This window comes from Nonomuraea sp. NPDC001636 (assembly GCF_040298265.1).
GTDB lineage: Bacteria > Actinomycetota > Actinomycetes > Streptosporangiales > Streptosporangiaceae > Nonomuraea.
The window spans coordinates 485,664-511,146 of the sequence record NZ_JBEOZT010000003.1; the positions used below are offsets into that span (position 1 = coordinate 485,664).

General features: G+C 71.9%; 25 protein-coding genes. 7 read left to right on the forward strand and 18 right to left on the reverse strand.

What is annotated here, in order from left to right; genetic code table 11:
• Positions 1–15 precede the first annotated feature (15 nt).
• The 3 genes from ABT158_RS09315 to ABT158_RS09325 are packed head-to-tail and all read right to left on the reverse strand — an operon-like array spanning position 16 to position 2,427.
• Entirely contained in the window at positions 16–708 is a 693-nt protein-coding gene (locus ABT158_RS09315; protein WP_352352265.1) for an ABC transporter permease, read from the reverse strand.
• A complete protein-coding gene (locus tag ABT158_RS09320; protein ID WP_352322038.1) occupies positions 705–1,382 on the reverse strand; it encodes an ABC transporter permease in 678 nt (225 codons plus the stop codon). Before ABT158_RS09320 ends, ABT158_RS09315 begins: the two co-directional genes overlap by 4 nt.
• On the reverse strand, positions 1,375–2,427 hold the full coding sequence (locus tag ABT158_RS09325) for an ABC transporter ATP-binding protein (RefSeq protein ID WP_352352266.1): 1,053 nt from the start codon (positions 2,425–2,427) through the stop codon (positions 1,375–1,377). Before ABT158_RS09325 ends, ABT158_RS09320 begins: the two co-directional genes overlap by 8 nt.
• A 263-nt stretch (positions 2,428–2,690) precedes the next feature.
• Here ABT158_RS09325 and ABT158_RS09330 point away from each other — a divergent pair, with 263 nt between their 5' ends.
• On the forward strand, positions 2,691–4,337 hold the full coding sequence (locus ABT158_RS09330; protein ID WP_352352267.1) for a sigma factor-like helix-turn-helix DNA-binding protein: 1,647 nt from the start codon (positions 2,691–2,693) through the stop codon (positions 4,335–4,337).
• A 4-nt stretch (positions 4,338–4,341) separates the two neighbouring features.
• On the opposite strand, the gene ABT158_RS09335 is transcribed toward ABT158_RS09330, so the two are convergent.
• The 7 genes from ABT158_RS09335 to ABT158_RS09365 form a co-directional block, all read right to left on the reverse strand.
• The gene (locus tag ABT158_RS09335) at positions 4,342–5,067 is read right to left on the reverse strand and encodes a DUF981 family protein (protein ID WP_352352268.1); all 726 of its coding nucleotides are present in this window, start codon (positions 5,065–5,067) and stop codon (positions 4,342–4,344) included.
• Between the two features lie 41 nt (positions 5,068–5,108).
• Entirely contained in the window at positions 5,109–6,275 is a 1,167-nt protein-coding gene (locus ABT158_RS09340; RefSeq protein WP_352352269.1) for a lipid-transfer protein, read from the reverse strand.
• Positions 6,275–6,670, reverse strand: a complete 396-nt coding sequence (locus ABT158_RS09345) for a MaoC/PaaZ C-terminal domain-containing protein (RefSeq protein ID WP_352352270.1) — start codon at positions 6,668–6,670, stop codon at positions 6,275–6,277. Before ABT158_RS09345 ends, ABT158_RS09340 begins: the two co-directional genes overlap by 1 nt.
• Positions 6,667–7,569: a bifunctional MaoC family dehydratase N-terminal/OB-fold nucleic acid binding domain-containing protein gene (locus tag ABT158_RS09350; RefSeq protein ID WP_352352271.1), complete on the reverse strand. Its 903-nt coding sequence runs from the start codon at positions 7,567–7,569 to the stop codon at positions 6,667–6,669. The genes ABT158_RS09345 and ABT158_RS09350 overlap by 4 nt, the downstream gene beginning before the upstream one ends.
• 68 nt (positions 7,570–7,637) lie before the next feature.
• Complete coding sequence (locus tag ABT158_RS09355; protein WP_352352272.1) at positions 7,638–8,792, reverse strand: acyl-CoA dehydrogenase family protein; 1,155 nt, start codon at positions 8,790–8,792, stop codon at positions 7,638–7,640.
• Positions 8,792–9,832 carry an acyl-CoA dehydrogenase family protein gene (locus ABT158_RS09360; RefSeq protein WP_352352273.1) on the reverse strand — a complete coding sequence of 347 codons (1,041 nt, stop codon included), beginning with the start codon at positions 9,830–9,832 and terminating at the stop codon, positions 8,792–8,794. The genes ABT158_RS09355 and ABT158_RS09360 overlap by 1 nt, the downstream gene beginning before the upstream one ends.
• Entirely contained in the window at positions 9,832–11,436 is a 1,605-nt protein-coding gene (locus ABT158_RS09365; RefSeq protein ID WP_352352274.1) for an AMP-binding protein, read from the reverse strand. Before ABT158_RS09365 ends, ABT158_RS09360 begins: the two co-directional genes overlap by 1 nt.
• 187 nt (positions 11,437–11,623) lie before the next feature.
• Between ABT158_RS09365 and ABT158_RS09370 the strand changes: the two genes are divergently transcribed.
• From ABT158_RS09370 to ABT158_RS09395, 6 genes are all read left to right on the forward strand, one after another.
• Entirely contained in the window at positions 11,624–12,274 is a 651-nt protein-coding gene (locus ABT158_RS09370; RefSeq protein ID WP_352352275.1) for a TetR family transcriptional regulator, read from the forward strand.
• Positions 12,275–12,341: 67 nt separating this feature from the next.
• Complete coding sequence (locus ABT158_RS09375; protein ID WP_352352276.1) at positions 12,342–13,346, forward strand: sigma-70 family RNA polymerase sigma factor; 1,005 nt, start codon at positions 12,342–12,344, stop codon at positions 13,344–13,346.
• 43 nt (positions 13,347–13,389) lie between these two features.
• Positions 13,390–14,505, forward strand: a complete 1,116-nt coding sequence (locus tag ABT158_RS09380; protein WP_352352277.1) for a steroid 3-ketoacyl-CoA thiolase — start codon at positions 13,390–13,392, stop codon at positions 14,503–14,505.
• A 38-nt stretch (positions 14,506–14,543) separates the two neighbouring features.
• Positions 14,544–15,569, forward strand: a complete 1,026-nt coding sequence (locus ABT158_RS09385) for an MBL fold metallo-hydrolase (RefSeq protein ID WP_352352278.1) — start codon at positions 14,544–14,546, stop codon at positions 15,567–15,569.
• A gap of 25 nt (positions 15,570–15,594) precedes the next feature.
• Positions 15,595–16,269 carry a FadR/GntR family transcriptional regulator gene (locus ABT158_RS09390; protein ID WP_352352279.1) on the forward strand — a complete coding sequence of 225 codons (675 nt, stop codon included), beginning with the start codon at positions 15,595–15,597 and terminating at the stop codon, positions 16,267–16,269.
• A gap of 32 nt (positions 16,270–16,301) precedes the next feature.
• Positions 16,302–17,249 (forward strand): DNA polymerase ligase N-terminal domain-containing protein, encoded by a 948-nt coding sequence (locus tag ABT158_RS09395; protein ID WP_352352280.1) that lies wholly within the window; start codon positions 16,302–16,304, stop codon positions 17,247–17,249.
• 192 nt (positions 17,250–17,441) lie between these two features.
• Here the strand turns inward: ABT158_RS09395 and ABT158_RS09400 are convergent, their stop codons facing one another.
• From ABT158_RS09400 to ABT158_RS09435, 8 genes are read right to left on the reverse strand one after another with little or no spacing between them, the layout of a single operon-like run.
• On the reverse strand, positions 17,442–18,359 hold the full coding sequence (locus ABT158_RS09400; RefSeq protein ID WP_352352281.1) for an aldo/keto reductase: 918 nt from the start codon (positions 18,357–18,359) through the stop codon (positions 17,442–17,444).
• Positions 18,356–18,661 (reverse strand): L-rhamnose mutarotase, encoded by a 306-nt coding sequence (locus ABT158_RS09405; RefSeq protein WP_352352282.1) that lies wholly within the window; start codon positions 18,659–18,661, stop codon positions 18,356–18,358. The genes ABT158_RS09400 and ABT158_RS09405 overlap by 4 nt, the downstream gene beginning before the upstream one ends.
• On the reverse strand, positions 18,661–19,650 hold the full coding sequence (locus ABT158_RS09410) for an ABC transporter permease (RefSeq protein WP_352352283.1): 990 nt from the start codon (positions 19,648–19,650) through the stop codon (positions 18,661–18,663). The genes ABT158_RS09405 and ABT158_RS09410 overlap by 1 nt, the downstream gene beginning before the upstream one ends.
• Entirely contained in the window at positions 19,647–21,128 is a 1,482-nt protein-coding gene (locus tag ABT158_RS09415; protein ID WP_352352284.1) for a sugar ABC transporter ATP-binding protein, read from the reverse strand. The genes ABT158_RS09410 and ABT158_RS09415 overlap by 4 nt, the downstream gene beginning before the upstream one ends.
• Positions 21,128–22,168 carry a sugar ABC transporter substrate-binding protein gene (locus ABT158_RS09420; RefSeq protein ID WP_352352285.1) on the reverse strand — a complete coding sequence of 347 codons (1,041 nt, stop codon included), beginning with the start codon at positions 22,166–22,168 and terminating at the stop codon, positions 21,128–21,130. Before ABT158_RS09420 ends, ABT158_RS09415 begins: the two co-directional genes overlap by 1 nt.
• A gap of 16 nt (positions 22,169–22,184) precedes the next feature.
• Positions 22,185–22,919: an SDR family NAD(P)-dependent oxidoreductase gene (locus tag ABT158_RS09425; protein ID WP_352352286.1), complete on the reverse strand. Its 735-nt coding sequence runs from the start codon at positions 22,917–22,919 to the stop codon at positions 22,185–22,187.
• Entirely contained in the window at positions 22,916–24,205 is a 1,290-nt protein-coding gene (locus tag ABT158_RS09430) for an L-fuconate dehydratase (protein ID WP_352352287.1), read from the reverse strand. Before ABT158_RS09430 ends, ABT158_RS09425 begins: the two co-directional genes overlap by 4 nt.
• Entirely contained in the window at positions 24,205–25,050 is an 846-nt protein-coding gene (locus ABT158_RS09435; RefSeq protein WP_352352288.1) for a fumarylacetoacetate hydrolase family protein, read from the reverse strand. Before ABT158_RS09435 ends, ABT158_RS09430 begins: the two co-directional genes overlap by 1 nt.
• Positions 25,051–25,483 lie beyond the last annotated feature (433 nt).

Sequence of the window (25,483 nt, forward strand, 5' to 3'; positions counted from 1 at the left end):
AGGTAATACCGGAGACTATCGAACCTTCAGTCTCTGGCTCACCCCCGGCGAAACGGTCACCCTCTGGATGAGGGCGAACACGATCTGCACAACAAGCGCGAACAGCACAATCAGTACTGAACCCCCCACAACGCTCGCATAATCCTTGGTCGCGAAACCGTCGATCACGAACCGCCCGAGCCCGCCGAGCCCCGTGTACGCGGCGACCGTGGTGGTGGAGACCACCTGGATCGCCGACAGCCTGAGCCCGAGCAGGATCAGCGGCAGCGCCACCGGCACCAGCACCCGGCCGAGCACCTGCCCGCCGCGCAGCCCCATCCCGTACGCCGCGTCGCGCAGCTCCGGATCGACGCCCTTGATCCCCTCGTAGGTGTTGACCAGGATCGGCGGCACCGACAGCAGCACCAGCGGGATGATCACCGGCCAGATCGAGGACGTGCCGAGCAGCAGCACGAACAGCACCAGCAGGCCGAGCGTCGGCAGCGCCCTGGCCAGGTTCGCCGAGATGACGACCACGACCTCGCCCCGCCCGGTGTGGCCGATGGCCAGCCCCAGCGGCACCGCGATCAGCATCGCCAGCACCAGCGCCAGGGCCGAGAACTCCAGGTGCTCCAGCAGCCGCGCCGGGATGCCGTCGGGGCCGGCCCAGTTCGCCCCGGTGCCGAAGAAGTCGGCCAGCCAGCCGAAGAACGAGCCCAACCAGCTCACGACGTCCCCTTCCGCGCGCGCACCCAGGGGGTGAGCAGGCGCTGGGCCAGGACCAGCAGGCCGTCGGCGACCAGCGCCAGCGCCACGATCAGCACGATGCCGGTGACCACCGGCGGCATGAACGGGTTCTGGTAGGCCCGGGTGAACAGCCCGCCGAGCCCGCCCTGGCCGATCAGCGCGCCCACGCTGACCAGGCTGATGCTGGAGACCGCGACCACGCGCAGCCCGGCCAGCACCACCGGCGTGGCGATGGGCAGCTCGACCTGCAGCAGGCGGCGCATGGGCGTGAACCCCATCGCGACGGCCGACTGGCGCACGTGGTCGGGCACCGAGTTCAGCCCGTCGACCACGGCCGGGATGAGCACGGCCATGCCGTAGAAGGTCAGCGGGATGATCACGGTGGTCTGCGACAGCCCGGTCACCGAGATCAGCAGCATGAACACCGGCAGCGACGGCAGCGCGTAGACGACGTTCATCAGGCCCGAGGTGGGCTGGTAGAGCCAGCGCCAGCGCACGCAGGCCAGCCCGAGCGGCAACGCCAGCACCAGCGCGGCCAGGATCGGCACCAGGGACATGGTCAGGTGGTCGGTCAGCAGGTTCCTGATGCTGTCGGCGCGGCCGGTGTCCCAGTTGCGCGCGATCCACTCCCAGATGCTGGGCGGACCCTCACGCATCGGCGGCCTCCGCCAGCGCCTCGTCCAGGGCCTCCCTGGTGGCCACGCCGACGACCCTGCCGTCCTCGTCCACCGCGACCGAGCAGCCGGAGGGCGACAGCAGCGCCGCGTCCAGGGCCGAGCGCATCGAGTCGCGGCCGAGCACGAACGTCCCGTACGGCTCCAGCTCCTCGGGCCGCGACCCGGCGAACCAGCCCACGGGCCGGTCGTCGTCGGTCACGACCAGCAGCCACGGCTCGTCGCTGGCCGCCCGTTCGCGCACGGTCAGGTCGGTACGCAGCCGCAGCCCCTTGGTGGAGATGAACTGCAGCCGCCGGATCCCCCGGTCGTGGCCCAGGAACTCGCGGACGAAGTCGTCGGCCGGCTCCGACAGCAGCGTCTTGGGGTCGGCGAGCTGGGCCAGCCGCCCGCCCACGCGCAGCACGGCCACCCGGTCGCCGAGCTTGATCGCCTCGTCGATGTCGTGGGTGACGAACACGATGGTCTTGTTCAGCTCCGCCTGCAGCCGCAGCAGCTCGTCCTGGAGGCTGGTGCGGACGATCGGGTCGACCGCGCTGAACGGCTCGTCCATGAGCAGCACGGGCGGGTCGGCGGCCAGCGCCCTGGCCACGCCCACGCGCTGCTGCTGCCCGCCGGAGAGCTGGAAGGGATAGCGGCCGGCGAAGGCCGGGTCGAGGCCGACGCGTTCGAGCAGCTCCATCGCCCGCGCGCGGGCCTTCTTCTTGTCCCAGCCCAGCAGGTACGGGACCGTCGCGATGTTGTCGACGATCTTCCGGTGCGGGAAGAGGCCGGCCTGCTGGATGACGTACCCGATGCCGCGGCGCAGCGTCGGCGGGTCGATGCCGCTCACGGGCACCCCGTCGAGGAGGATCTGTCCTTCGGAAGCGTCGATCATGCGATTGATCATCCGGAGGGACGTCGTCTTCCCGCAGCCCGAGGGGCCCACCAGCACGGTGATCTCGCCGGTGGGCGCCTCAAGGGAGAGGGCGTCCACGGCGGTGGTGCCGTCTGGATAGCGTTTGGTGACAGCGTCGAATGTGATCACGCGTGACCTCTCGCTCGATGGCAGGGCCGCGGCCCCCCTGCCACGACCGCCGCATGATCTCGGTGGCCCACAAGACTACGGCGACCCTCACCCCCGTGTCCCCACGGGGGATGGCTTAAACGTTTCACTGACCAGGGAGATTTACCGGAATTTCCGATCAAGTGGTGCGCCGGGCCTAGGTGAGTTGGCATGATTACCTCCACAAACTCCAGACGCGTACCCCTCACCTCAGCGTCCGCACATTTAGCAAGAGGATCGGCCCCGTGTCCCAGCCGCTCACCGGTCAGCGCCCCCGCACAGAACTGATCGCAGAGCTCTACGACCGCCATGCCGCCGGGCTGTTCGCGTACTGCGCCGACCAGCTCGGCGATCCGGGCACCGCGTCCGACGTCCTGGCGTCCGTGCTGTCCGGCGTCCCCGACGTCGCCCCGCCCCGTGCCGCCCTGTACGCCTACGCCCGCCGCCAGATCCACCGGCGGGACGTCGTCTACGCCCCGCCCGTCGTGGACCCGCTCATCGACCCGGCCTCGGCGCTGGTCGAGCGCGTGCTGCGCGAGCTTCGCCCGCAGCAGCGCGAGGTGCTGGTGCTGTGCGCGGTGTGCGGGCTGAGCCGGGCCGAGCTGGCCTGGGTGCTCGACGTCGCCCCCGACACCGCCGACGAGCTCGCCTTCGGGGCGGGCCACCGGTTCCGCGAGGTCCTGGACATGGCCCTGACCGCGCTGGCCGGCGGACGGGCGCCGAAGCCGGTCGCCGACGTGTACGGCGCGCTCGCGGTCGCGCCGCTGCGGGACGTCCTGGGACGTCTGCCCTGGCCGGAGCCGCCCGCGATCCTGCGGGTGCACTTCGCGGGGTCGGTGCCGGCCGAGCCGGGGCCGCTGTTCGTCAAGCCGCTCTGGCCCGCGCCGCCGCAGTGGCCGCTGCCGCTCGCCGAGTCCGACCCGGCGACCAGCACCGGGATCTTCCCGGCGGACCTGCTCACGCCGCCGCCCGCCGGACGGCCGTCCGTGCACGAGGCGACGACCGCGCCGATGCCCAAGCTGCGCGACCCGCTCGGGGCGCTGGACTCGATGGGGCCGCTGCGCGACCCGGCCGCGCGGGCGGCGGCCGTACGGCCGTTCCTGCCCAAGCCGCCGCAGCCCTCGGAGCCCCCGCAGCCCCCCGAGCCCCCGCAGCCTGAGTCCGTACGGCCGTTCAGCACGGGTGACTTCACCGCGCCGCCCGCCGCTCCGGCCGAGGGCCGGGTGGCGGGGGCCGCCGTTCCCCCGCTCGGGGAGCGGCCCTTCTTCCTGGCCGCGCCCATCCCCGCGGACGTGCTGGACGACGAGCCCATCACTCAGGAGATGCCCGCGATCAGGGACGTCCCGGCGCATCAGGACGCGGGCCGCGCTGCCCGGCGTCCCCTGGCGGCGGAGCAGCCGGTCAAGGAGGCGGCGCCGCTGTTCACCCCGAGGTCCAGGACCACCGCCGAACCGGTCTACCGCATGCCCGCCCCCGAGCCGGCCCCCGCCCCGGCCCCAGCCGATCCGGCCCTGTCCGCCTCCGCCCTGTCCGATCCGGCTGTGTCCGGCCCGGCACCGTCCGGGCGCAGCCGCGCGGCGGACTTCGCCGTCGAGCTCGCCCGCGAGCTGGAGGCCGACCGCGCGCGCTACCCGGACCCCGCGCGCGACCTCCAGGGCCCGGCCCGCCGCAAGCCCGGCGCCGAACCGGCCCGCTCGCCGGGGAGAGGCGGCGCCAAGCCCGGCGCCCGCAAGCAGCCGGCGGGCAAGAAGAAGGCGGCGGCCAGGAAGAAGGCGCTCAAGCGGCGCCGGGAACGGCACTACGACTGGGCCTGGGAGTTGATCGGGTTCCTGATCTGCGTGGCCATCGCGATGATCGTGTTCTTCTCCGTGCCGATGTTCATGGGCCCGTGAGCGCCTACATGGTGTTGACGATCAGCCCGATGTGGGTGAAGTAGTTCAGGGCGCCGAACAGCAGGAACGCCGCCCCGGCGATCCCCCAGCACACCCCGGTCACGGTCGTGACCGGGCCGCCCCTGGCCCGCAGCGCGAACGGGAACAGCACCGCGCCCACCCCGACCAGCACGTACAGGCCGGAGATGAAGGTGGCCTCCAGCAGCGGCAGGCCGGCGAAGGCCCCCGAGATCGGCTCCTGCGGTGGCGCGGCGAACAGCGTGTACGTCCACCCCGCCGCCGCGATGCCGAAGCAGGCCAGCCCCATGCCGAAGACGAACAGCGAGATCGGCCCGGCCGTGCGCGCCACGAGCTTGCGCCGGTCGGGCGCCACGGTGATCACACCCCAGCGTTTCCACAGGTAGAGCGCGGCGGCCAGCAGCAGCACGCCGAACGCCAGCGAGGGCTCCCCGAAGATGATGTTGTCGAACGGGAAGCCCTGCCCGGCCAGCGGCCAGGTGAGCGTCATGTGCAGCCCGGTGACCGCCAGGACGGACCCGACCGCGCCGAACGCCAGCGCCCAGCCGTCCACGTGTTCCAGCGGGTCGCCCCTGAGCAGCCGGCGGCCGAAGGAGACCACGAGCAGCAACCCGACGCCGGCGGCGACCGCCATGATCGTGTTGTAGGTGGGCATCCTGGCCCAGTCGATCTTCAACTCCGGCTGTGCCAGGATCCCCCAGAATCCGCTCATACAGGGATGATTACCCTGAGTGTCTTTAACTTAACTTATCGTCACGACACCGACAGGATCAGGCCGCTCGTCGGCACGCCGGTCCCCGCCGTGACCAGGACGTTCCGCGCCCCGGCCACCTGGTTGGCGGCCGTCCCCCTGATCTGCCGGACGGCCTCGGCGATGCCGTTCATGCCGTGGATGTACGCCTCGCCCAGCTGGCCGCCGTGCGGGTTGACGGGCAGGCGGCCGTCCAGCTCGATGCCGCCGTCCCGCAGGTAGTCGGGGGCCTCGCCGCGTCCGCAGAAGCCCAGCTCCTCCAGCTGGGCCAGGACGAACGGGGTGAAGTGGTCGTACAGGATGGCCGTCTGGATGTCCGCCGGGGACAGCCCGGACATCTTCCACAGTTGCCGCCCGACCACCGACATCTCCGGAAGGCCGCTCATGTCGTCCCGGTAGTAGCTCGTCATCATCATCTGGCCCGCGCCCGCCCCCTGCGCCGCCGCCGTGATCACCGCGGGCGACCTGCGCAGGTCGTGGGCGCGTTCGGCGGACGTCACGACCAGGGCCACCGCGCCGTCGCTCTCCTGGCAGCAGTCGAGCAGGTGCAGCGGCTCCACGATCCACCGGGACGCCTGGTGCTCCGCCAGCGTGATCGGCCGCCCGTGGAACCAGGCGGCCGGGTTGGTGGCGGCGTGCCGGCGCATGGCCACCGCCACCCGGCCGAAGTCCTCCGACGTCGCCCCGAACTCGTGCATGTACCGCCGCGCGAACATGGCGACCCACGCGGCCGGGGTCATCAGCCCGTACGGCACGTGCCAGCTCATCTCCAGGCCCTGTGAGGTGGGCTCCCCGGTCAGCCGGGCGTTCGGCTGACCGAAGCGACGGCCCGAGCGCTCGTTGAAGGCCCGGTAGCAGACCACCGTCCTGGCCATGCCGGTGGCCACGGCCATCGCCGCGTGCGCGACCGTGCCGCAGGCCGCGCCGCCGCCGTACTCGACGCGGGAGAAGAAGGTCAGGTCGCCGACGCCGGTCTCCCGGGCGACGGCGATCTCCTGGTTGGCGTCCTGGGTGTAGGTGACCATGCCGTCCACGTCGGACGGCGGCACCCCGGCGTCGTCCAGGGCGGCGAGCACGGCCTCGGCCGCCAGCCGCAGCTCCGACCGGCCGGAGTCCTTGCTGAACTCGGTGGCCCCGATGCCCGCGATCGCGGCCCGCCCGCCCGGCATCACGCGCTCCCGGGCAGGACGAAGGTGACGGTGCCGGTGGCGTGGTCGCCCAGGCTCACCGTGCCGCGCACCCGCGCGGTGTACCGGTCGCCGTCGCGCTCGACGATCACGCCGCTGAAGCTCAGCCGGTCCCCCGCGTACGCCGGGACGCCCAGTTTGACGTTGATGCTGGTGATGACCGCCTCCGGGCCCGTCCAGTCGGTGACATAGCGTTCCACCAGGCCCATGGTGGTGAGGATGTTGAGGAAGATGTCCTTGGAGCCCTGGGCGCGGGCCTTGGCGGTGTCGTGGTGCACGGGGGTGAAGTCCCTGGTGGCCAGGGCGGTGGCGATCACCGTCGTGGGGGTCAGGTCCACCTCCAGCTCGGGCAGGGCCGTTCCGGCGGCGGGGGTCACGGCTCCTCCGGCGTCCACATCGGCAGGACGAGCTCGTCGTCCATCGACCGGTACGTCACCTTCAGGGCCATCCCGACCTCCACCTTCTCGACCGGGCAGTCCACGACGTTGCCCACGATCCGTACTCCTTCCGGCAGTTCCACCACGCCCACCACGAACGGGACCTCACGCCCCGGCACCGGCGGATGGTGGTGGACGACGTAGCTGTAGAGGGTGCCGCGGCCGCTCACCACGACGTGCGACCGGTTCCCCGAGCGGCAGTTCGGGCACATCGGGCCGGGCGGATGGCGCAGCTCCCCGCAGTCCGCGCAGCTCTGGACGCGCAGCTCGCCGTGCCGCGCCCCCTCCCAGAAGAACGCGGTGTCCGCGTTGACCGCCGGCCGCAGCGGGTACGGCTCCCGCGCGCGCGGGGCGGGCGCCTTCGGGCGGAACTTCAGCACCCGGAAGAGCATCTCGGCGACCGGCTGGTCGTCGTCGCCGTACCAGGTGACGTTCCAGGTGGCGAAGTAGCCCTCGCCCAGGGCGGTGCGCTTCGGCCCGGCCAGCGACGTGAAGCGGGTGGCGGGGGTCAGCAGCTCGCCGATCCTGGCGTACCGGTGGTAGGTCTGCTCGCAGTTGGTCGCGACGACCCCGGTGAAGCCCGCGGCGTCGAGCGCGGCCAGCAGGTCGTCCACCGGCGAGCGGTCCTTGGCCTGCGGGCCCGGCCCCTGCATGGTCCACACCTGGGCCATCGCGGGCGGCGCCACGCCCTCCTCCAGGTAGCGCGGGTTGGCGTCGCCCATGGCCGCCAGCCAGTGGCGGATCATGGGCGCGTTCACCGGGTCGGCGGCCGGGGCGCCGCGCAGCTCCCCCATCGCCATCTGCTTGCCGGCCAGCTCGTGCAGCTCCGCGTCGGTCATCGCGTCAGTCGTCGTGCCGGACGTCGCATCGGTCGTCGCATCGGTCGTTGCGTCGGTCGTTGCGTCGGTCATCGCGGCGGCCTCGGCAGGCTCAGGCCGAGCATCGCGATCAGCTCGCGCTGCACCTCGTTGACCCCGCCGCCGAACGTCAGCACCACCGCGCCCTTGACGCCGTGGTCCATGCGCTCGGCCAGCTCGGCCGTCTGCGGGTCGGAGGGGTCGCCGTAGCGGGACACGACGTCGCACACCAGCCGGCCGATCTCCTGCATGCGCTCGGAGCCGTAGATCTTGGTGGCCGAGGCGTCGGGCGCGCCCAGCCAGCCGAGGTCCATGTTCGCCGCCACCTGCCAGTTGAGCAGCTCGTTCGTACGGAAGGCGGCCCACACCCGGGCGAGGGCGCGGCGTACGTCCGGATTGTCGGTCAGCCCGGCGTGCCTGGCCCAGGCGAGGAAGCGGTCGTAGGTCTGGCCGAGGTTGCCGGCCGGGCCCAGGGTGACGCGTTCGTGGTTGAGCTGGTTGACGATCAGGTCCCAGCCCCGGTCCACCTCGCCCACCACCATGTCCACCGGGACGCGCACGTCGGAGTAGTAGGTGGAGTTCGTGTGGTGGCGGCCGTCCATGGTGATGATCGGCGTCCAGGAGAAGCCGGGGTCGTCGGTGGCGGCGATCATCATCGTGATGCCCTTGTGCTTCTTGGCCTCGGGGTTCGTCCGGGCGGCCAGCCAGATGTACTGGGCGTAGTGCGCGCCGCTGGTGAAGATCTTCTGGCCGTTGACGACGTAGTGGTCGCCGTCCAGCACCGCCGTGGTGCGCAGGGAGGCCAGGTCGGTGCCGGCCTCGGGCTCGCTGTAGCCGATCGCGAAGTGGCACTCGCCGGCCAGGATGCGCGGCAGGAACCGGTCCTTCTGCTCCTGGGTGCCGTACTGCATCAGGGTCGGGCCCACCGTCTGCACGGTGATGATCGGGTACGGCACCCCGGCGCGGGCGATCTCGTTGGCGAAGATCTGCTGCTCCAGGGGGCCGTAGCCGCCCCCGCCGTACTCCTTGGGCCAGCCCAGCCCGAGCTTGCCGTCGCGGCCGAGCCGGCGGCAGTGCTCCATGTACGCCTCGCCGAACGGGTCGTCGGCGATCTTCGCGCGGTCCTCGGCGGTCAGGCAGCCGCGGAAGTACTCGCGCAGCTCGTCGCGGAGCGCGCGCTGCTCCCGGGTCAGGTCGATCAGCATCAGACGAGGGCTCCGATCAGGTCGAGCTGGGCGTCGGCGCCGCCGAGCAGGTGGGACAGGTGCTTGGCCTGCGCGAAGTGGCGGTGCAGCGGGTAGGTGACGTCGAGGCCGAGGCCGCCGTGCAGGTGCTGGCAGGTGTAGAGCGCCTTGACGGCCTCGCAGACGTGGAACGCGGCCAGCGCCACGTCCTCGTCGGCGGGCAGGCCCTCGGCCAGCCGCCAGGCCGCCGACCACATGGCCACGTCGAGGGCCCGTCCGGCGATGTAGACGTCGGCGATCTGCATGGTCACGGCCTGGAACTCGGCCAGCGCCCGGCCGAACTGCCGTCTCGTCCTGATGTAGGAGGTGGTCAGGTCGAGCGCCCCGGCCAGGACGCCGCTCGCCTGCGCGGCGACGGCCACGGTGAACAGGCGTCCGGCGTCGGCGGCCGCCTCGGGCCCGGCCACCGCCTCGGCGGGGGTGCCGTCCAGCAGGATCGTGGCGGCCGGTTCGCCGGTCGAGGTGAACTCGGGGCCCGCGGGCGGCGACGCCACCAGGAACAGCCCCTCGTCCGCGGTGACCAGGACGTCGTCCGCCGGGTAGGGCACCGCGACCTTGCGCCCGGTCAGCGACCAGCCGTCGCCTTCGCGGCGGGCAGCGGTCGTCGGCGGATCGGCCGGGGCCCGGCCGGGCTCGCGCCGGGCCAGGGTGCCGCGCGTGACGCGCCGTCGCTGGTCGGGGCTGCCGTGCCGGGCCAGGGCCAGCGTGCTCACCAGGACGGGCAACGCCGGTACGGCCGCCGCCCGCGCCCCCACCTCGCGCAACACCACGGCCATCTCGACGGGGCCGAGCCCGGCGCCGCCCGCCTCCTCGGACGCGCACACGCCCATGAGCCCGGCCTGCCACAGCACGTCCTCGGCCGCCGAGCCGCCCTGCCCTTGCCCGGCCGCCGGGCCGCCTTCACCCCGCCTGGCCGCCGGGCCGCCCTCTCCTTGCTTGGCCAGCACTTCGGCGGTCAGCTTCTTCAGGTCCTGCTGGGTCTCGTCCAGATTGAAATCCATCAGCTCTCCAAGAGGTGGTGCCTGCCGTGCTCGACGAACTCGTCCTCGATCGCCTTGACGTCCACGCCGGTCAGGGGGCGCAACCCGGACGGCGAGCGCCACCAGACGGGGTCGCCGGTCCGCCACGCCTCCTTGGCCAGGATCCGCTTGATGACCTTGTGAGAGGGAGTCTGCGGGAGTTCCCTACAAATCCGGATATAGCGGGGTAAGGACTTGGGGCCCAGGTCGGTACGCCCGGCCAGGAACGCCGCGAACGCCTCCGCGTCGAAGGGGACGTCCATGACCAGCGCCGCCATCACCTGGTCGCCGGCCGCCGCGTCCGGCACCGGATAGACGGCCGCCTCCACCACGCCGCCGAACTCCCGCAGGGCGGCCTCCACGGGGGCGACGGCCAGGTTCTCGCCGTCCACGCGCAGCCGTTCGGTGCCGCGTCCGGCGAAGAAGACGTGGCCGGCGGGGTCGGCGTAGGCCAGGTCGCCGGACCAGAACGCGCCGTTCCTGACGCGTTCGGCGTCCGCGTCCGGGTCGTTGTAGTAGCCCTCGAACAGGCCGGGGCCGGCGGTGTTGACCAGCTCGCCGACGGCCTCGTCCGGGTTGAGCAGGCGGCCACCCTCGATGCGGGCGGGCGGGCACGGGCGTCCGGTGGCGGGGTCGAGGATCTGCACGCCCGCGCCGAGCCTGCCCAGGCTGCCGGGCGGGGCGCCGGGGTCGGGGCTGAAGGAGATGGCCGTCTCGGTGGAGCCGAACGCGTCGATCACCCGGCAGCCGAACCGCTCGCCGAACCGCCTGGTCGCGACCGCGCTGCCCTCGTTGCCGAAGGCGATCCGCAGGGGGTTGTCGGCGTCGTCCGGGCGTTCTGGGGTGGCCAGGACGTAGGAGAGCGCCTTGCCGACGTAGTGCAGGTAGGTGCAGCCGTGCCGCCGCACGTCCGGCAGCAGGCCGGAGGCCGAGAACCGCCTGCGCACGGCCAGCGCCGCCCCCGAGGCCACGGCCGGGGCGTAGGCGGCCATCAGGGCTCCGGAGTGGAACAGCGGCATCGAGCAGTAGACGACGTCCGCGGGCGTGAGCAGCGCGGCCAGGCTCAGCCCCGGCAGCGCCAGCTTGCGCTGCGTGACCCGGACGGCCCTGGGCCGCCCCGAGGTCCCGGACGTGAAGATCAGCATCACCAGGTCGCCGGGAGCCGCCTCGCCGGCCCGCCCGCCGCCCTCCCCCAGGGACGACACCAGGGACAGCGGCATGCCCTCCACGCCCAGCTCCTCGGCGACCGACGCGGCGAGGGCGGCGAAGGGGGCGTCCCAGAGCAGGAGGTCCACGTCGGTGGCGCGGGCGTCGCGGACCAGCTCCACGGCGGGGCGCGTCGGGTTCAGGGCGACCAGCACGTGCCCGTCCAGCGCCGCCCCGCCGAGCACGAGGAGCAGCTCCGGGACGTTCTCCGCCAGCACGCCCACGTGCAGGCCCGCGCCGCGCCCGCTCAGCCAGGCCCCCGCCGCCCGGCAGCGGGCGACGTGCTCGCGCCACGACCACACCGCGCCCTCGAACATCAGCCCAGGTCGGTCGTCCTGCGCCCGGTCGAGGAGCAGGGCCGCCAGCGTCTGCGCGATCATCGAGCCTCCAGCAAGCGCTAGGTAAGCCGAATGGCAAACTAGAACAGATTCTAATATCTGTCCAGTGCCGACCCTCTGCACAATGTTCCGACATAGTCCCGTAACGCCATAGACATGCGCCGATACGCCCTGTTTGTGACTCGCGAGTAACAAGTCGCGTTGCCGAGAAATCAGATAACGTGTTCTTATGCGTACCTCGCCCGGGTCATTCTCCGCGCCCCCCAGCGACACCGAGGGGGCCGCCGAGGGCCGCGCCGCGGCGGGCGGTCGCAGCCTCCGCACCCGCAGCCAGCACCAACGCCGCAAGCGCATCGTCCAGGCCGCCGCCGCGCTGGCCTCGCGCGGCGGCGTCGAGGCGATGCAGATGCGCACGGTCGCCGAGCGCGCCGGCGTGGCGCTGGGCACGCTCTACCGCTACTTCCCGTCCAAGATGGACCTGGTCGTGGCGGTCGTGGGCGAGGAGATCGACCTGCTGGAGAGCAGCATCGAGCGCCGCCCGCCGGGGGCGTCCACGCCGGCCAGCCGGGCCGTCGACGTGCTCATGCGGGCCACGCGGGGGCTGATGCGCGAGCCGGAGCTGGCCGACGCGCTGATCCGGTCGTTGATCATGGCCGAGGTCCAGACACCGTTCGGCGACCGCATGACGGGGCTGCTGCTGCGGGTGTCCGCCGACGGGCTGACCATCGACCAGGCCGGCGAGGAGCAGCTCGACCTCGCGGGCTCGCTGGCCAGCGTGTGGGTGCAGGAGCTGCTGGAGATGTTGCGCGGGCGGCGCACGTACGACCAGATCCAGCGGCGCATCGAGACCGCCGCGACCCGCCTCCTGGCCGACATCTAACCCCTTCCGGACATCTCCGACATGCCCTAATCGGCTTTTTGTCGGTGGCGGAAGCTATACAGGGGGCATGAGCGACAAGCCGACGAGCGAAGACTTCCTCCGGCTGGCCGATCCCATGCGGCGCGAGCTGTTCGCACACTGCTACCGCATGCTGGGGTCGGTGCACGACGCCGAGGATCTCGTGCAGGAGACCTATCTGCGCGCCTGGCGCGGCTACGACGGGTTCGAGGGGCGGTCGTCGCTGCGCACGTGGCTCTACCGCATCGCCACCACCGCCTGCCTGACCGCGCTCGACAGCCGCGGCCGGCGGCCCCTGCCGACCGGTCTCGGCGCCCCGAGCACCGAGGCGGCCGCGCCGCTGGTCCAGGACGGCGAGGTGCCCTGGCTGGAGCCGGTGCCCGACACGCTGGCCGGGGTCGAGGCGGCCGGCGACCCCGCCTCGATCGTGACCTCGCGCGAGAGCATCCGGCTCGCGCTCGTCGCCGCGCTCCAGCACCTGCCGCCCCGGCAGCGCGCCGTGCTGATCCTGCGCGACGTGCTCAGGTGGCGGGCGGCCGAGGTCGCCGAGGCGGTCGGCCTGTCCACGGCGGCCGTCAACAGCATCCTGCAGCGGGCCCGCGCGCAGCTCAGCGAGGTCTCGCCGAGCCTCGACGACCAGGTCGAGCCGCTCTCCGCCGAGCAGCGCCACCTGCTCGACCGCTACGTCGCCGCCTTCGAGAACTACGACGTCGACGAGCTGGTCTCGCTGTTCACCAAAGACGCGATCTGGGAGATGCCCCCCTACGTGGGGTGGTACGAGGGCCCCGACGCGATCGGCGAGCTCGTCTCCACGCAGTGCCCCGCCAGCCGGCCGCACGACCTCAGGCTGCTCCCCGTGGCCGCCAACGGCCAGCCCGCGTTCGCCGTCTACTTCCGCGAGCACGACGTCTACCGCCGCTTCGCCATCATGGTGCTGGCGTTGCGCGAAGAAGGCATCAACCACGTCGCCATGTTCTTTGACCTGCGGCTTTTCGACACTTTCGGGTTGCGTGCCGAGTTCCCCGCCGGAAGCGAGGCTTCCACCAGAAAGTAGAACGCGTTACAGTCGCGGCCAGAGCAACGTTCTGGAGGCGACTGTGGGCACACCTGTGATCGTCGAGGCCGTTCGCACGCCCATCGGCAAGCGGGCGGGATGGTTGTCGGAGCTCAAGCCGCAGCAGGTGCTGGCCGCGGCGCTGAACGGCCTGGTCCGGCGCGCCGGCGTCGATCCGGCCACGATCGGCCAGATGTTCGCCGGGTGCGTCACGCAGGCCGGCGAGCAGGGCGGCCACGTCGGCCGCCACTCGTGGCTCTACGCCGGGCTCCCCTACCAGACGGGCGTCACCACGCTCGACGCCCAGTGCGGCTCCTCGCAGCAGGCCGTGCACCTGGCGGCGGCGATGATCCGGGCGGGCGTCATCGAGGCCGGCGTCGGATGCGGGGTCGAGATGATGAGCAGGGCGCCGCTCGGCAGCAACGTGCGCCCCGCGCGGCCGCGTCCCGACGACTGGAGCATCGACCTGCCCGACCAGTTCACCGCGGCCGAACGCATCGCCCGGCGGCGCGGGCTGACCCGGGAGCGGCTCGACTGGTTCGGCGCGCGGTCGCAGCGCCTGGCGGCCAAGGCGTGGGCCGACGGGCGGTTCGACCGGGAGATCGTGCCCGTCGGATCCGTCCGCAGAGACCAGGGGTTACGCGAGACCACGGTCGAGAGCCTGGCCGGGCTCAAGCCGGTCGCCGAGGGCGCCCTGCACACCGCCGGCACGTCCTCGCAGATCTCCGACGGCGCGGCCGCCGTGCTGGTGACGAGCGAGCAGGAGGCCCGTCGGCAGGGGCTGCGGCCCAGGGCGCGCATCCTGGCGCAGGCGCTCGTCGGGGCCGAGCCCTACTATCATCTCGACGGTCCCGTGGAGGCGACCGCGAAGGTGCTGACGGCGGCCGGGATGACCATGGGCGACATCGACAGGTTCGAGGTGAACGAGGCGTTCGCGTCCGTGGTGCTCTCGTGGGCCGCGGTGCACGAGCCCGACCTCGACCGGGTCAACGTCAACGGCGGGGCCATCGCGCTCGGCCATCCCGTCGGGGCCACCGGCGCCCGGCTCATCACCACCGCCCTGCACGAGCTCGAACGCTCTGACACCACCACCGCGCTGGTCACCATGTGCGCGGGCGGCGCCCTGGCCACGGCGACGATCCTCGAACGCCTGGCCTGATCCACCATTCACACGCACGTGCTCGATCGGGGGAACCGGTGGGGAAGACCAGGCGCAGGCCGTACGCGGAACAGCGGCCGCAGGAGCTCGGGGGCGGGGTGTGGAGCGTGCCGGTGCCCATCCCGGGCAACCCGCTCGGCTACACGCTCGTCTACGCCGTCGAGTCGCCGCGCGGGCCGGTGCTGGTGGACGCCGGATGGAACCATCCCGACGCCTGGCAGGCGCTCAGCGGCGGCCTGGCCACGCTCGGGCTCGACGTCGCGACCGTGAGCGGCGTGGTCGTCACCCACTTCCATCCCGACCACGCCGGGCTGGCCGGGCAGGTCAAGGAGGCGTCCGGGGCCTGGATCGCCATGCACGAGGAGGACGCCGCGCTGGTCCGGCTCATGCACCGGTTCGCCGCGGAGGAGCACGCGAGCTTCCAGTCCGACATGCTCAGGCGGGCCGGCGCCGACCCCGGCGAGGTGCGCGAGGCGATGGGCGCCCGGCCGACGCCGCCCGCGCTGCCCGACCGCGAGCTGCGCGACGGCGACCTGGTGGAGCTGCCCGGCCGCAAGCTGCGCGCCGTGCACACCCCCGGCCACACGCCGGGCCACATCTGCCTGCACCTGGAGGACGCCGACCGGCTGTTCACCGGCGACCACGTCCTTCCCGACATCACCCCGCACATCGGGATCTATCCCTACGATCGCGACGACATCGATCCGCTGGGCGACTTCCTGGACTCGCTCGACCGGGTCGGCGAGCTGGGCCCCCTGGACGCCCTGCCGGCACACGAGTGGATATTTCCCGATGTTGCCGCGCGCGCCGCCGAGATCCGCCACCATCACGAGGAGAAGCTGATCCGGTTGCGCACCCTCATGGCCGAGCGGTCGCGACCGCTGACCATCTGGGAGGTCGCCTCCATGATGACCTGGAACCGGCCCTGGGACGACCTGGCCCCCGTGCTGCGCGGCATGGCGGCCGGCGAGGCCGCGGCCCATCTGCGCACCCTGGAGACCCGGGGCCTGATCCGCCGCGTCCCGGACGTCTATCCCGTACGCTTCCAGGCTCTAGACTCCTAGACATCCGATGTCTAGGGAGAAGAGTGTGGCGGTCACCGACGCGGCCATCGACAAGATCAAGCAGATGATCCTCTCCGGGGAGCTGACCCCGGGAGACCGTCTGCCGAAGGAGGCCGACCTCGCCGAGCGGCTCGGCCTGTCGCGCAACTCGCTGCGCGAGGCCGTGCGCGCGCTCGCCCTGATCAACGTCCTCGACGTGCGCCAGGGCGACGGCACGTACGTCACCAGCCTGGAGCCGCACCTGCTGCTCGACACCATGTCGTTCGTGCTCGACCTGCACCGCGACGACACGGTGATCCAGTTCTTCGAGGTGCGGCGCATCCTCGAACCGGCCGCGACGGCCCTGGCCACCGAGCTCATGCGCGACGAGGAGATCGAGGAGCTGCGGCGCATCCTCGACTCGCTGCCCGCGCAGCCGACGGTCGAGGAGCTGGTCGCCAACGACCTGGAGTTCCATCAGCGCATCGCGCGCGGGTCGGGCAACAGCGTGCTCTGCTCGTTCATCGAGAGCCTGTCAGGTCCGACCACTCGGGCCCGGGTGTGGCGCGGCCTCACCCAGGAGGGCGCGATGGAGAAGACCCGCGAGCAGCACACCGCGATCTACGAGGCCATCGCCGCCCGCCAGCCGGACGTGGCGCGGTCGTGGGCCACCGTGCACGTGGCGGGCGTGGAGGCGTGGCTGCGCAAGGCCCTCGACTGATCGGCACCCGTTCCCCGGGTAGGAACCGTGTCGTGGCCGACAAACTGGAGCGATACCGCAGCAAACGCGACCCCAGCCGGACCCCCGAGCCCGTGCCCGCCACCCCTCCCGAGGACGGTGGCGGCGCCGCGTTCGTCATCCAGGAGCACCACGCCCGGTCCCTGCACTGGGACCTGCGGCTGGAACGCGACGGCGTGCTGGCCTCCTGGGCGGTCCCCAAGGGCCTGCCCGCCGACCCCGGCACCAACCACCTGGCGGTGCACACCGAGGACCATCCGATGGAGTACCTCACCTTCCACGGCGAGATCCCCAAGGGCGAGTACGGCGGCGGGACCATGACCGTCTGGGACACCGGCACGTACGAGACCGAGAAGTGGTCCGAGCGCGAGGTCAAGTTCGTCCTGCACGGCCGACGCGCCTCCGGGCGGTTCGTGCTGTTCCGGACGCGGGGCAAGAACTGGATGATCCACCGCATGGACGCCCCCGTCCGCGACCCGTTCCCCGACGTGGCGCCCATGCTGCCCACCGAGCGCGCCCGTCCGCCCAGGGACGCCGCCGCCTACGCCTTCGAGTTCGCCTGGGGCGGACGCCGGCTGCTGGTCCCCGTCGACGGCGGACGCACGACGGCCGCCCGCGAGCATCCCTGGCTGCGCCCGCTGGCCGAGTCGTTCGGCAGCCGCACGGCGGTGCTGGACGGCGAGGTGGTCACGCTGGCCGGGACCGAGATCCTGGTCGTCCAGGACCTGCTGTACGACGAGGGCCGCTCCCTGGTGGACGAGCCGTTCGCCGACCGGCGGGCCGCCCTGGAGGCGCTTGGGCTGGCCGGGCCCCGCTGGCAGACCGCGCCCTCGTGGCCCGGCGAGGCCGGCGCGGTCCGGCAGGCCGCGCGCGAGCAGGGGCTGCCCGGCGTGGTGGCCAAACGCCTGGACTCCCGCTACGAGTCCGGCACGTCCACGTCCTGGCTGTTCATCCCCTCCTGAGGCCGCAAGCCCGTCGAGCACATGGTCGCCAGGCCGAGAGCGTCGTCGGCGGCTGCGCCGTGGCCCATGGCGACAGCGGCGGCCCCTGCGGCGGGCTGGACGGCGGCCGGTGATCCTCTTCTCCCGGGTGCGGGACGTGGGCCTTCGGCGCATACGTACGGGTGCACTGAACGAGGACGGGCCCGGCCGCGGTCAGCCCAGCAGGCCCTCGCCGGCCAGTTCCAGCCACAGCTCCTCGGGGACCGGGCGGGACCACAGCGCGGCGTTGGCCAGGACCTCCTCGGGCGCGCGGGCGCCCAGCACGATCGAGGCGACCGCCGGATGGCGCAGTGGGAAGGCCATGGCCGCCTGCGGCAGCGAGACGCCGTGGCGCTCGCAGACGGCGGCGATCCGGACGGCCCGGTCCAGCAGCGGCGCCGGCGCGGGCGCGTAGTCGAAGGTGCCCGACGGGGCCGGCGTGGCCAGGAGGCCGCTGTTGAAGACCCCGGCGGCCAGCACCCGGACGCCGCGTTCGGCGCATTCGTCCAGCAGCGGCAGCCCCGACTGGTCGAGCAGCGTGTAGCGCCCGGCGAGCATGACGACGTCGACGCCGGTCTCCCGGACGAAGCGCAGCGGCGCCTGCCACTGGTTCATCCCGACGCCGATCGCCTTGACCACGCCCTGCTCCCGCAGCTCGGCCAGCGCCGGGTACGCCTCGGCCAGCGCCTGCTCCAGATGGTCGTCGGGGTCGTGGATGAGCGCGATGTCGATCTCCGGCAGGCCGAGCCGGGCCAGGGAGTCCTCCAGGGAGTCGCGCACGCCGTCGGCCGAGAAGTCCCATGCGCGGCCCAGCCCGACCGGGACGTCGAACATCTCGTCGTCGTCGCGCACCTGCGAGGGCACCACCAGCCGGCCCACCTTCGTGGACAGGACGTAGCCCGACCGCTCCGCGAGCGCGGCGCCCAGGCGGCGCTCGGACAGCCCCAGCCCGTAGTGGGGCGCGGTGTCGAAGAGCCGCACGCCGCTGTCCCAGGCCGCGTCGACCGTGGCCCGCGCCTGCTCGCCGGAGACCGCCTGGTAGAGGTTGCCGAGCGGGGCGCCGCCGAGGCCGACGCGGGGCAGGTCGATCACGTCAGCTCCCATACCTGTCGCAGGCCGCCCGCCGACTTGTCGAAGTCGCCGTCGAGCAGGCGGTTCATCTGGCGCTGCCAGGCCTGGTCGGCGGGGTCGTCCTTGAGCGCGGCCTGCAGCGCGGCGTAGTCCTCGACCTCCACGAAGTGGAACAGGTCGAGGCCGTCGCGGAAGATGCGCCACGAGATCACGCCGTTGGCGCGCATGGCGGACTCCAGAGCGGCCGGGATCTCGGCGTGCTCCCGGTCGTAGGTCTCCTCGCACCCGGGCCGGAGCCTGGTGCGCAGGGCGAGGCGTTCCATCAGTCCTGCGCCTTTCCGCCGGCGATCCTGCTGATGATCAGTGCGATGAGAATGATGCCACCGTAGATGACCGGCTGCCAGAAACCGGAGACCCCGATGAGGGTGAGGATGTTCTGGACCAGGCCGATCACCAGCACGCCGGTCAGCGCGCCGAGGACGGTGCCCTTGCCGCCGTCCATGCTGACGCCGCCGATGACGGCCGCGGCGAAGACCATGAAGATCCAGCCGTCGCCCATCTCGTTGCCGATCGCGCCGAGACGCCCGGTCTCCAGGATGCCGGCCGTGGCGGCCAGGATCCCGCCGAGGACGAACACGCCGAACAGCACGCGGTCCACCCGGATGCCGGCGGCGCGGGCGGCGTCGGCGTTGCCGCCGATGGCGTACAGGGAGCGGCCGAGCCTGAGGTAGGTCAGGCCGAAGACGCCGGCGGCGAACAGCAGCGCGGCGATCCAGATGGCGGCGGGCAGGCCGAGCCAGGTGGCGCTGCCGAGGTAGAGCATCGAGTCGGGGAGCTGGAACAGCGTCTTGCCCTGGGTGAGCCCCTGCTGGAGGCCGTCCACGATGATCAGCATGGCCAGCGTGACGATGAACGCCGACAGCTGGAACCTGATGATCAGGAACCCGTTGAAGGCGCCGATGGCCGCGCCCACGAGCAGGGCCAGCGGGATCACCAGCCAGCCGGGCAGCCCGAGGCCGAACCCGCCCGCCGAGGCCGGGACGACCAGCATCACGGCGATGCCGGGCGCGGTGCCGACCGTCGACTCCAGCGACAGGTCGAACTTCCCGGCGATCAGGATCATCGCCTCGGCCAGCACGAGCAGCGAGATCGCCGCCTGCTGCTGCAGGACGTTCGTCAGGTTGCCCGCCGTCAGGAAGGTCGGGTCGAGGAACGCGCCCACGACGAGCAGGAGCAGGATCACCGGCACCAGGGTCAGGTCGCGGAACCTGGCCAGCCTCAGCCGGGGGGCCGGAGCAGTCAAAGTGGTCACTCTTGTATGCCTTCCATCACGGCCACGAGCTCGTGGTCGGTCCAGCCACGCGGCACGTCCTTGACGACCCTGCCGTGGAACATCACCAGCACCCGGTCGCAGATGCGCAGGTCGTCGAGCTCGTCGGAGACCACGACGGCCCCCGCGCCCCGGCCGACCGCGTCCTCGACCGCGCCGAGCAGGGCCTGCTTGGCCTTGACGTCGACGCCCGCGGTCGGGTTGATCACGACCAGCGCTCTCGGGTCGTCCACCAGCGCCCGCGCGAACACGACCTTCTGCGCGTTCCCGCCGGACAGGTCGCCGACGGGCTGGTCGGGCCCCTCGGTCTTGATGTCCAGGTTCTCGATCATCTGGACGGCCCTGGCCCGGCGCCGCGCGGGCGAGACGATGCCGTAGGAGCCCAGTTTGTGGGCGATCGGCAGGGTCGCGTTCTCCCCCACCGACAACATCGGCACGAAACCCTCGTGGTGCCGGTCCTCGGGCACGAACCCGAGCCCGGCGCGCATGGCGGCGGGCACGTCGCCCGGCCTGACCCGGGTGCCGTCGATCGTGACCACGCCCGTGTCCGGCTTGCGCAGCCCGACCAGGGTCTCGGCCAGGCCGACCTTGCCGCTGCTCGCCGAGCCCGCCAGGCCCACGACCTCGCCGGACCTGACCGAGATGTCCACGTCCTGGTAGCGGCCGGTCAGCGACAGGCCCACGCCCGACAGCACGACCGCCTCGCCCGGCACGCGCTGCCGGGACTCGTAGGCGGCCGTGGCCTCGCCGGTCATCGCGTCCACCAGCTCGTCCTGGGGGAACCCGGCGACCGGCCGGGTCACGATGTGCCGGGCGTCGCGGAAGACCGTGACGCTCTGGCAGATCTCGTACACCTCGTCCAGGTGGTGGGAGATGTACATCATCGTGACGCCCTGCTCGCGCAGCGAGCGCATGCGGGTGAACAGCCGCTCGATGGCCGGGCCGTCGAGCCTGGCGGTGGGCTCGTCGAGGATGATGAACCGGGCGCCGAACGACAGCGCCCGCGCGATCTCCACGAGCTGCCGCTGCTCGACGCCCAGCTCGCCGGCCAGAGCCTGCGGGTCGACGTCCACCTCGTAGGTGTCCAGCAGCTCACGCGCCTTGGCCCGCAGCGCCCGCCAGTTGATCATCTGGCCGCGGCCGGTCTGGCGGTTGACGAACAGGTTCTCCGCGACCGTCAGCGCCGGGATGATCGTGGACTTCTGGTACACGCAGGCGACGCGCTGCCGCCAGGCGTCGCGGTCGGCCAGGGCGGGCGCCGCCTCTCCCGAGAACAGCACCTCGCCCTCGTCCGGCCGCTGGAGCCCGGTGAGGATCGACACGAGGGTGGACTTCCCCGCGCCGTTCCGGCCGACGAGGGCGTGGGTCTGGCCCTCGGCGATGGCGATCTCCGCGCCGTTCAGCGCGGTGGTCGGGCCGAAACGCTTGACGACATTTCGGGCTTCAACGTGATATTTCATCACTTGACCTGGTTACCCCAGAGGTTCTGGTCGTCCACGTTGTCCTTCGTCACCAGCGGCGCCGGGAGCTGGTCCTCGAAGCCGTTGGGCAGCTGGATGATGGTGCTGCCGTGGTCGGTCGGGCCCGGCTGGAACGTCTTGCCGTCGACCGCCGCCTTGGCGTAGAAGATCGCGTACCGGGCGTAGAGGTCGGCCGGCTGCGACACCGTGGCGTCGATGTTGCCCTTGCGGATCTCCTCGAACTCCTGCGGGATGCCGTCGTTGGAGACCACGAAGACGTGCTTGGGGTCGGTCGGCGGGACCAGCAGGTTCTTCTGCTTGAGCACCTGCAGCGTCGGGGCCAGGTGCACGCCGCCGGCATGCATGTAGATGCCCTTGATGTCCGGGTTCTGCTCCAGGCGGGTCTGCAGCATGGACGCCGCCTTGCTGCCCTCCCACTCGGTCGGCTCGCTGAACACCGTGATGCCGGGGAACTTGCTCTTCATGCACTCGTTGAACGCCTCGGACCGGTCGCGGCCGTTGATCGAGCTGAGCGCGCCCTCCAGCTGCACGACCTTGCCCTTGCCGCCGAGCTTCTCGCCGAGGAACTCGCACGCCTTGGTGCCGTACGCGCGGTTGTCGGCGCGTACGACCATGTAGACCTTGCCCTTGTCGGGCCGGGTGTCCACGGTGACCACGGGGATCTTCTTGTTCTCCAGCTGCTGGAGCGTGTTGGCGATGGCGCCGGTGTCCTGGGGGGCCATGACGATCGCCTTGGCGCCCTGGCCGACCAGCGCCTGCACGTTGTTGACCAGCTTGGAGACGTCGTTCTGGGAGTTCGTGGCGGGCATCAGGTCGGCCTTGAGCTCGGTCGCCATCTGCGGGACGTACTTCATGTAGGAGTTCCAGAAGTCGGAGTCGGCGCGCGGGTGGTCGATGCCCACCTTGCCGCCGCCTCCTCCTTCCGCCGTGGAGCCGCTGGTGCCGTTCGTGCCGCTGGAACCGCAGGCGGCGACGACCGCCAGCAGGGCCGCGCTCGCGACCACCGGACCGATCTTCATGGGGGGGTTACCTTCCTTAATTGGTTGGCCGGAGCCGTAGCCCCTGCATGCCGCCGTCGACCGCGAGCGCGGTGCCGGTGGTCGCGGCGGACTCGGGACCTGCCAGATAGGCGATCGCGGCGGCGACCTCCTCGGCGCTGACCAGGCGGCCCATCGGCTGCCTGGCGTTCAGCGCCGCTCGTTCGGCCTCGGGATCGTCGGCCGAGTCGAGCAGCCGCCCCACCCACGGGGTGTCGGCGGTGCCCGGGTTGACGCAGTTGACGCGGATGCCCTCGCGGACGTGGTCGGCGGCCATGGCGAGGGTCAGCGACAACACCGCGCCCTTGGTCGCACTGTAGAGCGCCCGGTGCGGCAGCCCCGCGGTGGCCGCGATCGAGCAGGTGTTGACGATGGCCGGGTGCTCCGACCTGCGCAGGTACGGCAGCGCCGCCCGGCTCACCCGGACGATGCCGAACACGTTGACCTCGAAGACCTTCCGCCACTCCTCGTCCGGATTGTCCTCGACCGTGCCCTGGGCGCCGACGCCCGCGTTGTTGACCACGATGTCGATGCCGCCGAGCCGTTCCGCGGCCTCGGCCACCGCCGCGCGCACGGACGCGTCGTCGGCCACGTCCGCCTTGATCCCCACGAATGGGTCGCCGGGCGGGGCGAGGTCGAGGCAGGCGACCTGCATGCCGCGCGCCGCGAGCAGGGTGGCGGTGGCCAGGCCGATGCCTGAACCGCCGCCGGTCACGATGGCCTTGAGCGTCATGACGTGGCCCTCCATACCTGGCCGTCGGGGAAGGTGTGGGCGGCGATCGACGCCGCGTGCATCTCGGCGCTGAAGCCGGGCGCCATGGGGGCGGTGTAGCGGCCGTTGTCGATGACGACCGGGTGCACGAAGTGCTCGTGGAGGTGGTCGACGTACTCGATCACGCGGCCGTCCATCGTGCCGGTGATCGCCACGTAGTCGAACATCGACAGGTGCTGCACCAGCTCGCACAGCCCGACGCCGCCCGCGTGCGGGCAGACCGGCACGCCGAACTTGGCCGCGAGCAGCAGGATCGCCAGGTTCTCGTTGACCCCGCCGACCCTGGCCGCGTCGATCTGCAGGTAGGAGATCGCGCCGGCCTGGAGGAGCTGCTTGAAGACGATGCGGTTCTGGACGTGCTCGCCGGTGGCGACCGGGACCGGCCTGATGCCCTCGGCGATGGCGGCGTGGCCGAGCACGTCGTCGGGGCTGGTCGGCTCCTCCACCCAGTGCGGCCGGTACGGGCTCAGCGCGCTCACCCACTCGATGGCCGAGGCGACGTCCCAGCGCTGGTTGGCGTCGATCGCGATCGGGTAGTCGGGGCCGCAGACCTCGCGGGCCACGCGGAAGCGGCGCAGGTCGTCGTCGAGGTCGGCGCCGACCTTGAGCTTGATCTGGCCGAAGCCCTGGTCGAGGGCCTCCTTGCAGAGGCGTCGCAGCTTGTCGTCGTCGTAGCCGAGCCAGCCGGGAGAAGTGGTGTAGGCGGGGTAGCCGGTCTCGATGAGCCGCTGGATCCGCTCTTCCTTCCCCTCTTCCGCATTTTTCAGGATCTGGAGGGCTTCGTCCTGGGTGAGCGCGTCGCTCAGGTAGCGGAAGTCGATCAGTCCGACGATCTCCTCGGGCGACATCTCCGACAGCAGCCGCCACACCGGCTTGCCCACCCGCCTGGCCTTCAGGTCCCACAGGGCGTTGACCACGGCGGAGATCGCCATGTGCATGACGCCCTTCTCCGGGCCCAGCCAGCGCAGCTGCGAGTCGTTGACCAGCTCCTTGTACAGCGCGCCGAGGTCTTCGACGTCCCGGCCGAGCACGTAGGGCTCAAGCGCCCGGATCGCTCCGGTCTGCACGTCGTTGCCGCGGCCGATGGTGAACGCGAACCCGTGCCCCTCGACCCCGTCGTCGGTCTTCAGCACCACGTAGGCGGCGGAGTAGTCGGGGTCGGGGTTCATCGCGTCCGAGCCGTCCAGCTCCCGCGACGTGGGGAAACGCACGTCGTACGTCTCCAGCGCGACGATCCTGTACGCCATCAGGCCTGCCCCACCGTCTGCCGCTGGCGGCCGAGCCCGTCGATCTCCAGCTCCATCACGTCGCCCGCCCGCAGGTACGGCTGGCCGGGCATGCCCATCGCGACCCCGGCCGGGGTGCCGGTGTTGATCACGTCGCCGGGTTCGAGCACCATGAACCGGCTCAGGTACCGCACGATCTCGGCCACGTCGAAGATCATGTCTTTGGTGCCGCCGTCCTGGCGCGGCTCGCCGTTCACCCAGAGGCGCAGCCCCAGGCTCTGCGGGTCGCCGACCTCGTCCGCCGTCACCAGCCAGGGACCCAGCGGGTTGAACGTCTCGCACGACTTGCCCTTGTCCCACTGGCCGCCGCGTTCGAGCTGGAACTCCCGCTCGGAGACGTCGTTGGAGATCGCGTACCCGGCGATCACGTCGAGGGCCTCGTCCCGGCTGTCGAGGTAGCGGGCCCGCCGGCCGATCACGACCGCCAGCTCCACCTCCCAGTCGGTCTTCACACTGCCACGCGGCACCAGCACCTCGTCGTACGGGCCGATCACGGTGTTGGCGGCCTTCATGAACACCACGGGCTCGGCGGGCGGCTCCGCGCCGGACTCGGCGGCGTGGTCGCGGTAGTTCAGCCCGATGCAGACCACCTTGCCCGGCCGGGCGATCGGCGCGCCCACCCGCAGCCCGGCGGCATCGAGGACGGGCAGGTCGCCGCGCTCCAGCGCCTCACGCACGCGCGCCACTCCCCCGGAGGCGAGAAAAGCCCCGTCGATCTCGGGCTCCCCGATGTCGCGCAGGGTGCCGGAGGCGTCCATCACCACCGGCCGCTCCTGTCCGACAGGTCCCACTCGCAGCAGCTTCACACCGCACCCTTCACTTATTCATCGGATGTCTGTGCCTCAGATGCTGCTGCGATGGGGCGGCGCCTGTCAAGGGCGTCCAGCCGGATACTTCCGATCCGTGACCCGCAACGACACCTCGAACCCCAACCCACCACCTCCCTCAGCCCTCACAGCTCCGAAGACTCCCCTCCTTTGCCGATCCGCACCACCTTCCAAAACATCGGAGGTACCTCACGCTCCCTTTCTCCACTCGCGCACTCCCGCTGTCCGCGCGTTCGGCGTGACGCCCTTGACGCCGACCGAGATGGGCGTCGGCACGGTTGCCGCCAAGAGCCGCGCTGATGCCGGACTTGGGGGCCGAGCCCTGGGGGCGGGCTCGGCCCCAGGGGACCGGGCTCGGGGACCGGGCTCGGGGACCGGGCTCGGGGACCGGTATCGGGGACCGGGCTCGGGG

Coding starts and splice junctions, on each gene's coding strand:
- ABT158_RS09320 (WP_352322038.1), bottom strand. CDS start 1,382: ATGCGTGAGGGTCCGCCCAGCATCTGGGAGTGGATCGCGCGCAACTGG.
- ABT158_RS09335 (WP_352352268.1), bottom strand. CDS start 5,067: ATGAGCGGATTCTGGGGGATCCTGGCACAGCCGGAGTTGAAGATCGAC.
- ABT158_RS09340 (WP_352352269.1), bottom strand. CDS start 6,275: ATGCCGGGCGGGCGGGCCGCGATCGCGGGCATCGGGGCCACCGAGTTC.
- ABT158_RS09350 (WP_352352271.1), bottom strand. CDS start 7,569: ATGACCGACGCGGAGCTGCACGAGCTGGCCGGCAAGCAGATGGCGATG.
- ABT158_RS09355 (WP_352352272.1), bottom strand. CDS start 8,792: ATGCTGATCGACCTGACCCGGGAGCAGCGCGCGCTCCGCGACGAGCTG.
- ABT158_RS09360 (WP_352352273.1), bottom strand. CDS start 9,832: ATGGATTTCAATCTGGACGAGACCCAGCAGGACCTGAAGAAGCTGACC.
- ABT158_RS09365 (WP_352352274.1), bottom strand. CDS start 11,436: ATGATCGCGCAGACGCTGGCGGCCCTGCTCCTCGACCGGGCGCAGGAC.
- ABT158_RS09370 (WP_352352275.1), top strand. CDS start 11,624: ATGCGTACCTCGCCCGGGTCATTCTCCGCGCCCCCCAGCGACACCGAG.
- ABT158_RS09375 (WP_352352276.1), top strand. CDS start 12,342: ATGAGCGACAAGCCGACGAGCGAAGACTTCCTCCGGCTGGCCGATCCC.
- ABT158_RS09405 (WP_352352282.1), bottom strand. CDS start 18,661: ATGGAACGCCTCGCCCTGCGCACCAGGCTCCGGCCCGGGTGCGAGGAG.
- ABT158_RS09415 (WP_352352284.1), bottom strand. CDS start 21,128: ATGAAATATCACGTTGAAGCCCGAAATGTCGTCAAGCGTTTCGGCCCG.
- ABT158_RS09420 (WP_352352285.1), bottom strand. CDS start 22,168: ATGAAGATCGGTCCGGTGGTCGCGAGCGCGGCCCTGCTGGCGGTCGTC.
- ABT158_RS09425 (WP_352352286.1), bottom strand. CDS start 22,919: ATGACGCTCAAGGCCATCGTGACCGGCGGCGGTTCAGGCATCGGCCTG.
- ABT158_RS09430 (WP_352352287.1), bottom strand. CDS start 24,205: ATGGCGTACAGGATCGTCGCGCTGGAGACGTACGACGTGCGTTTCCCC.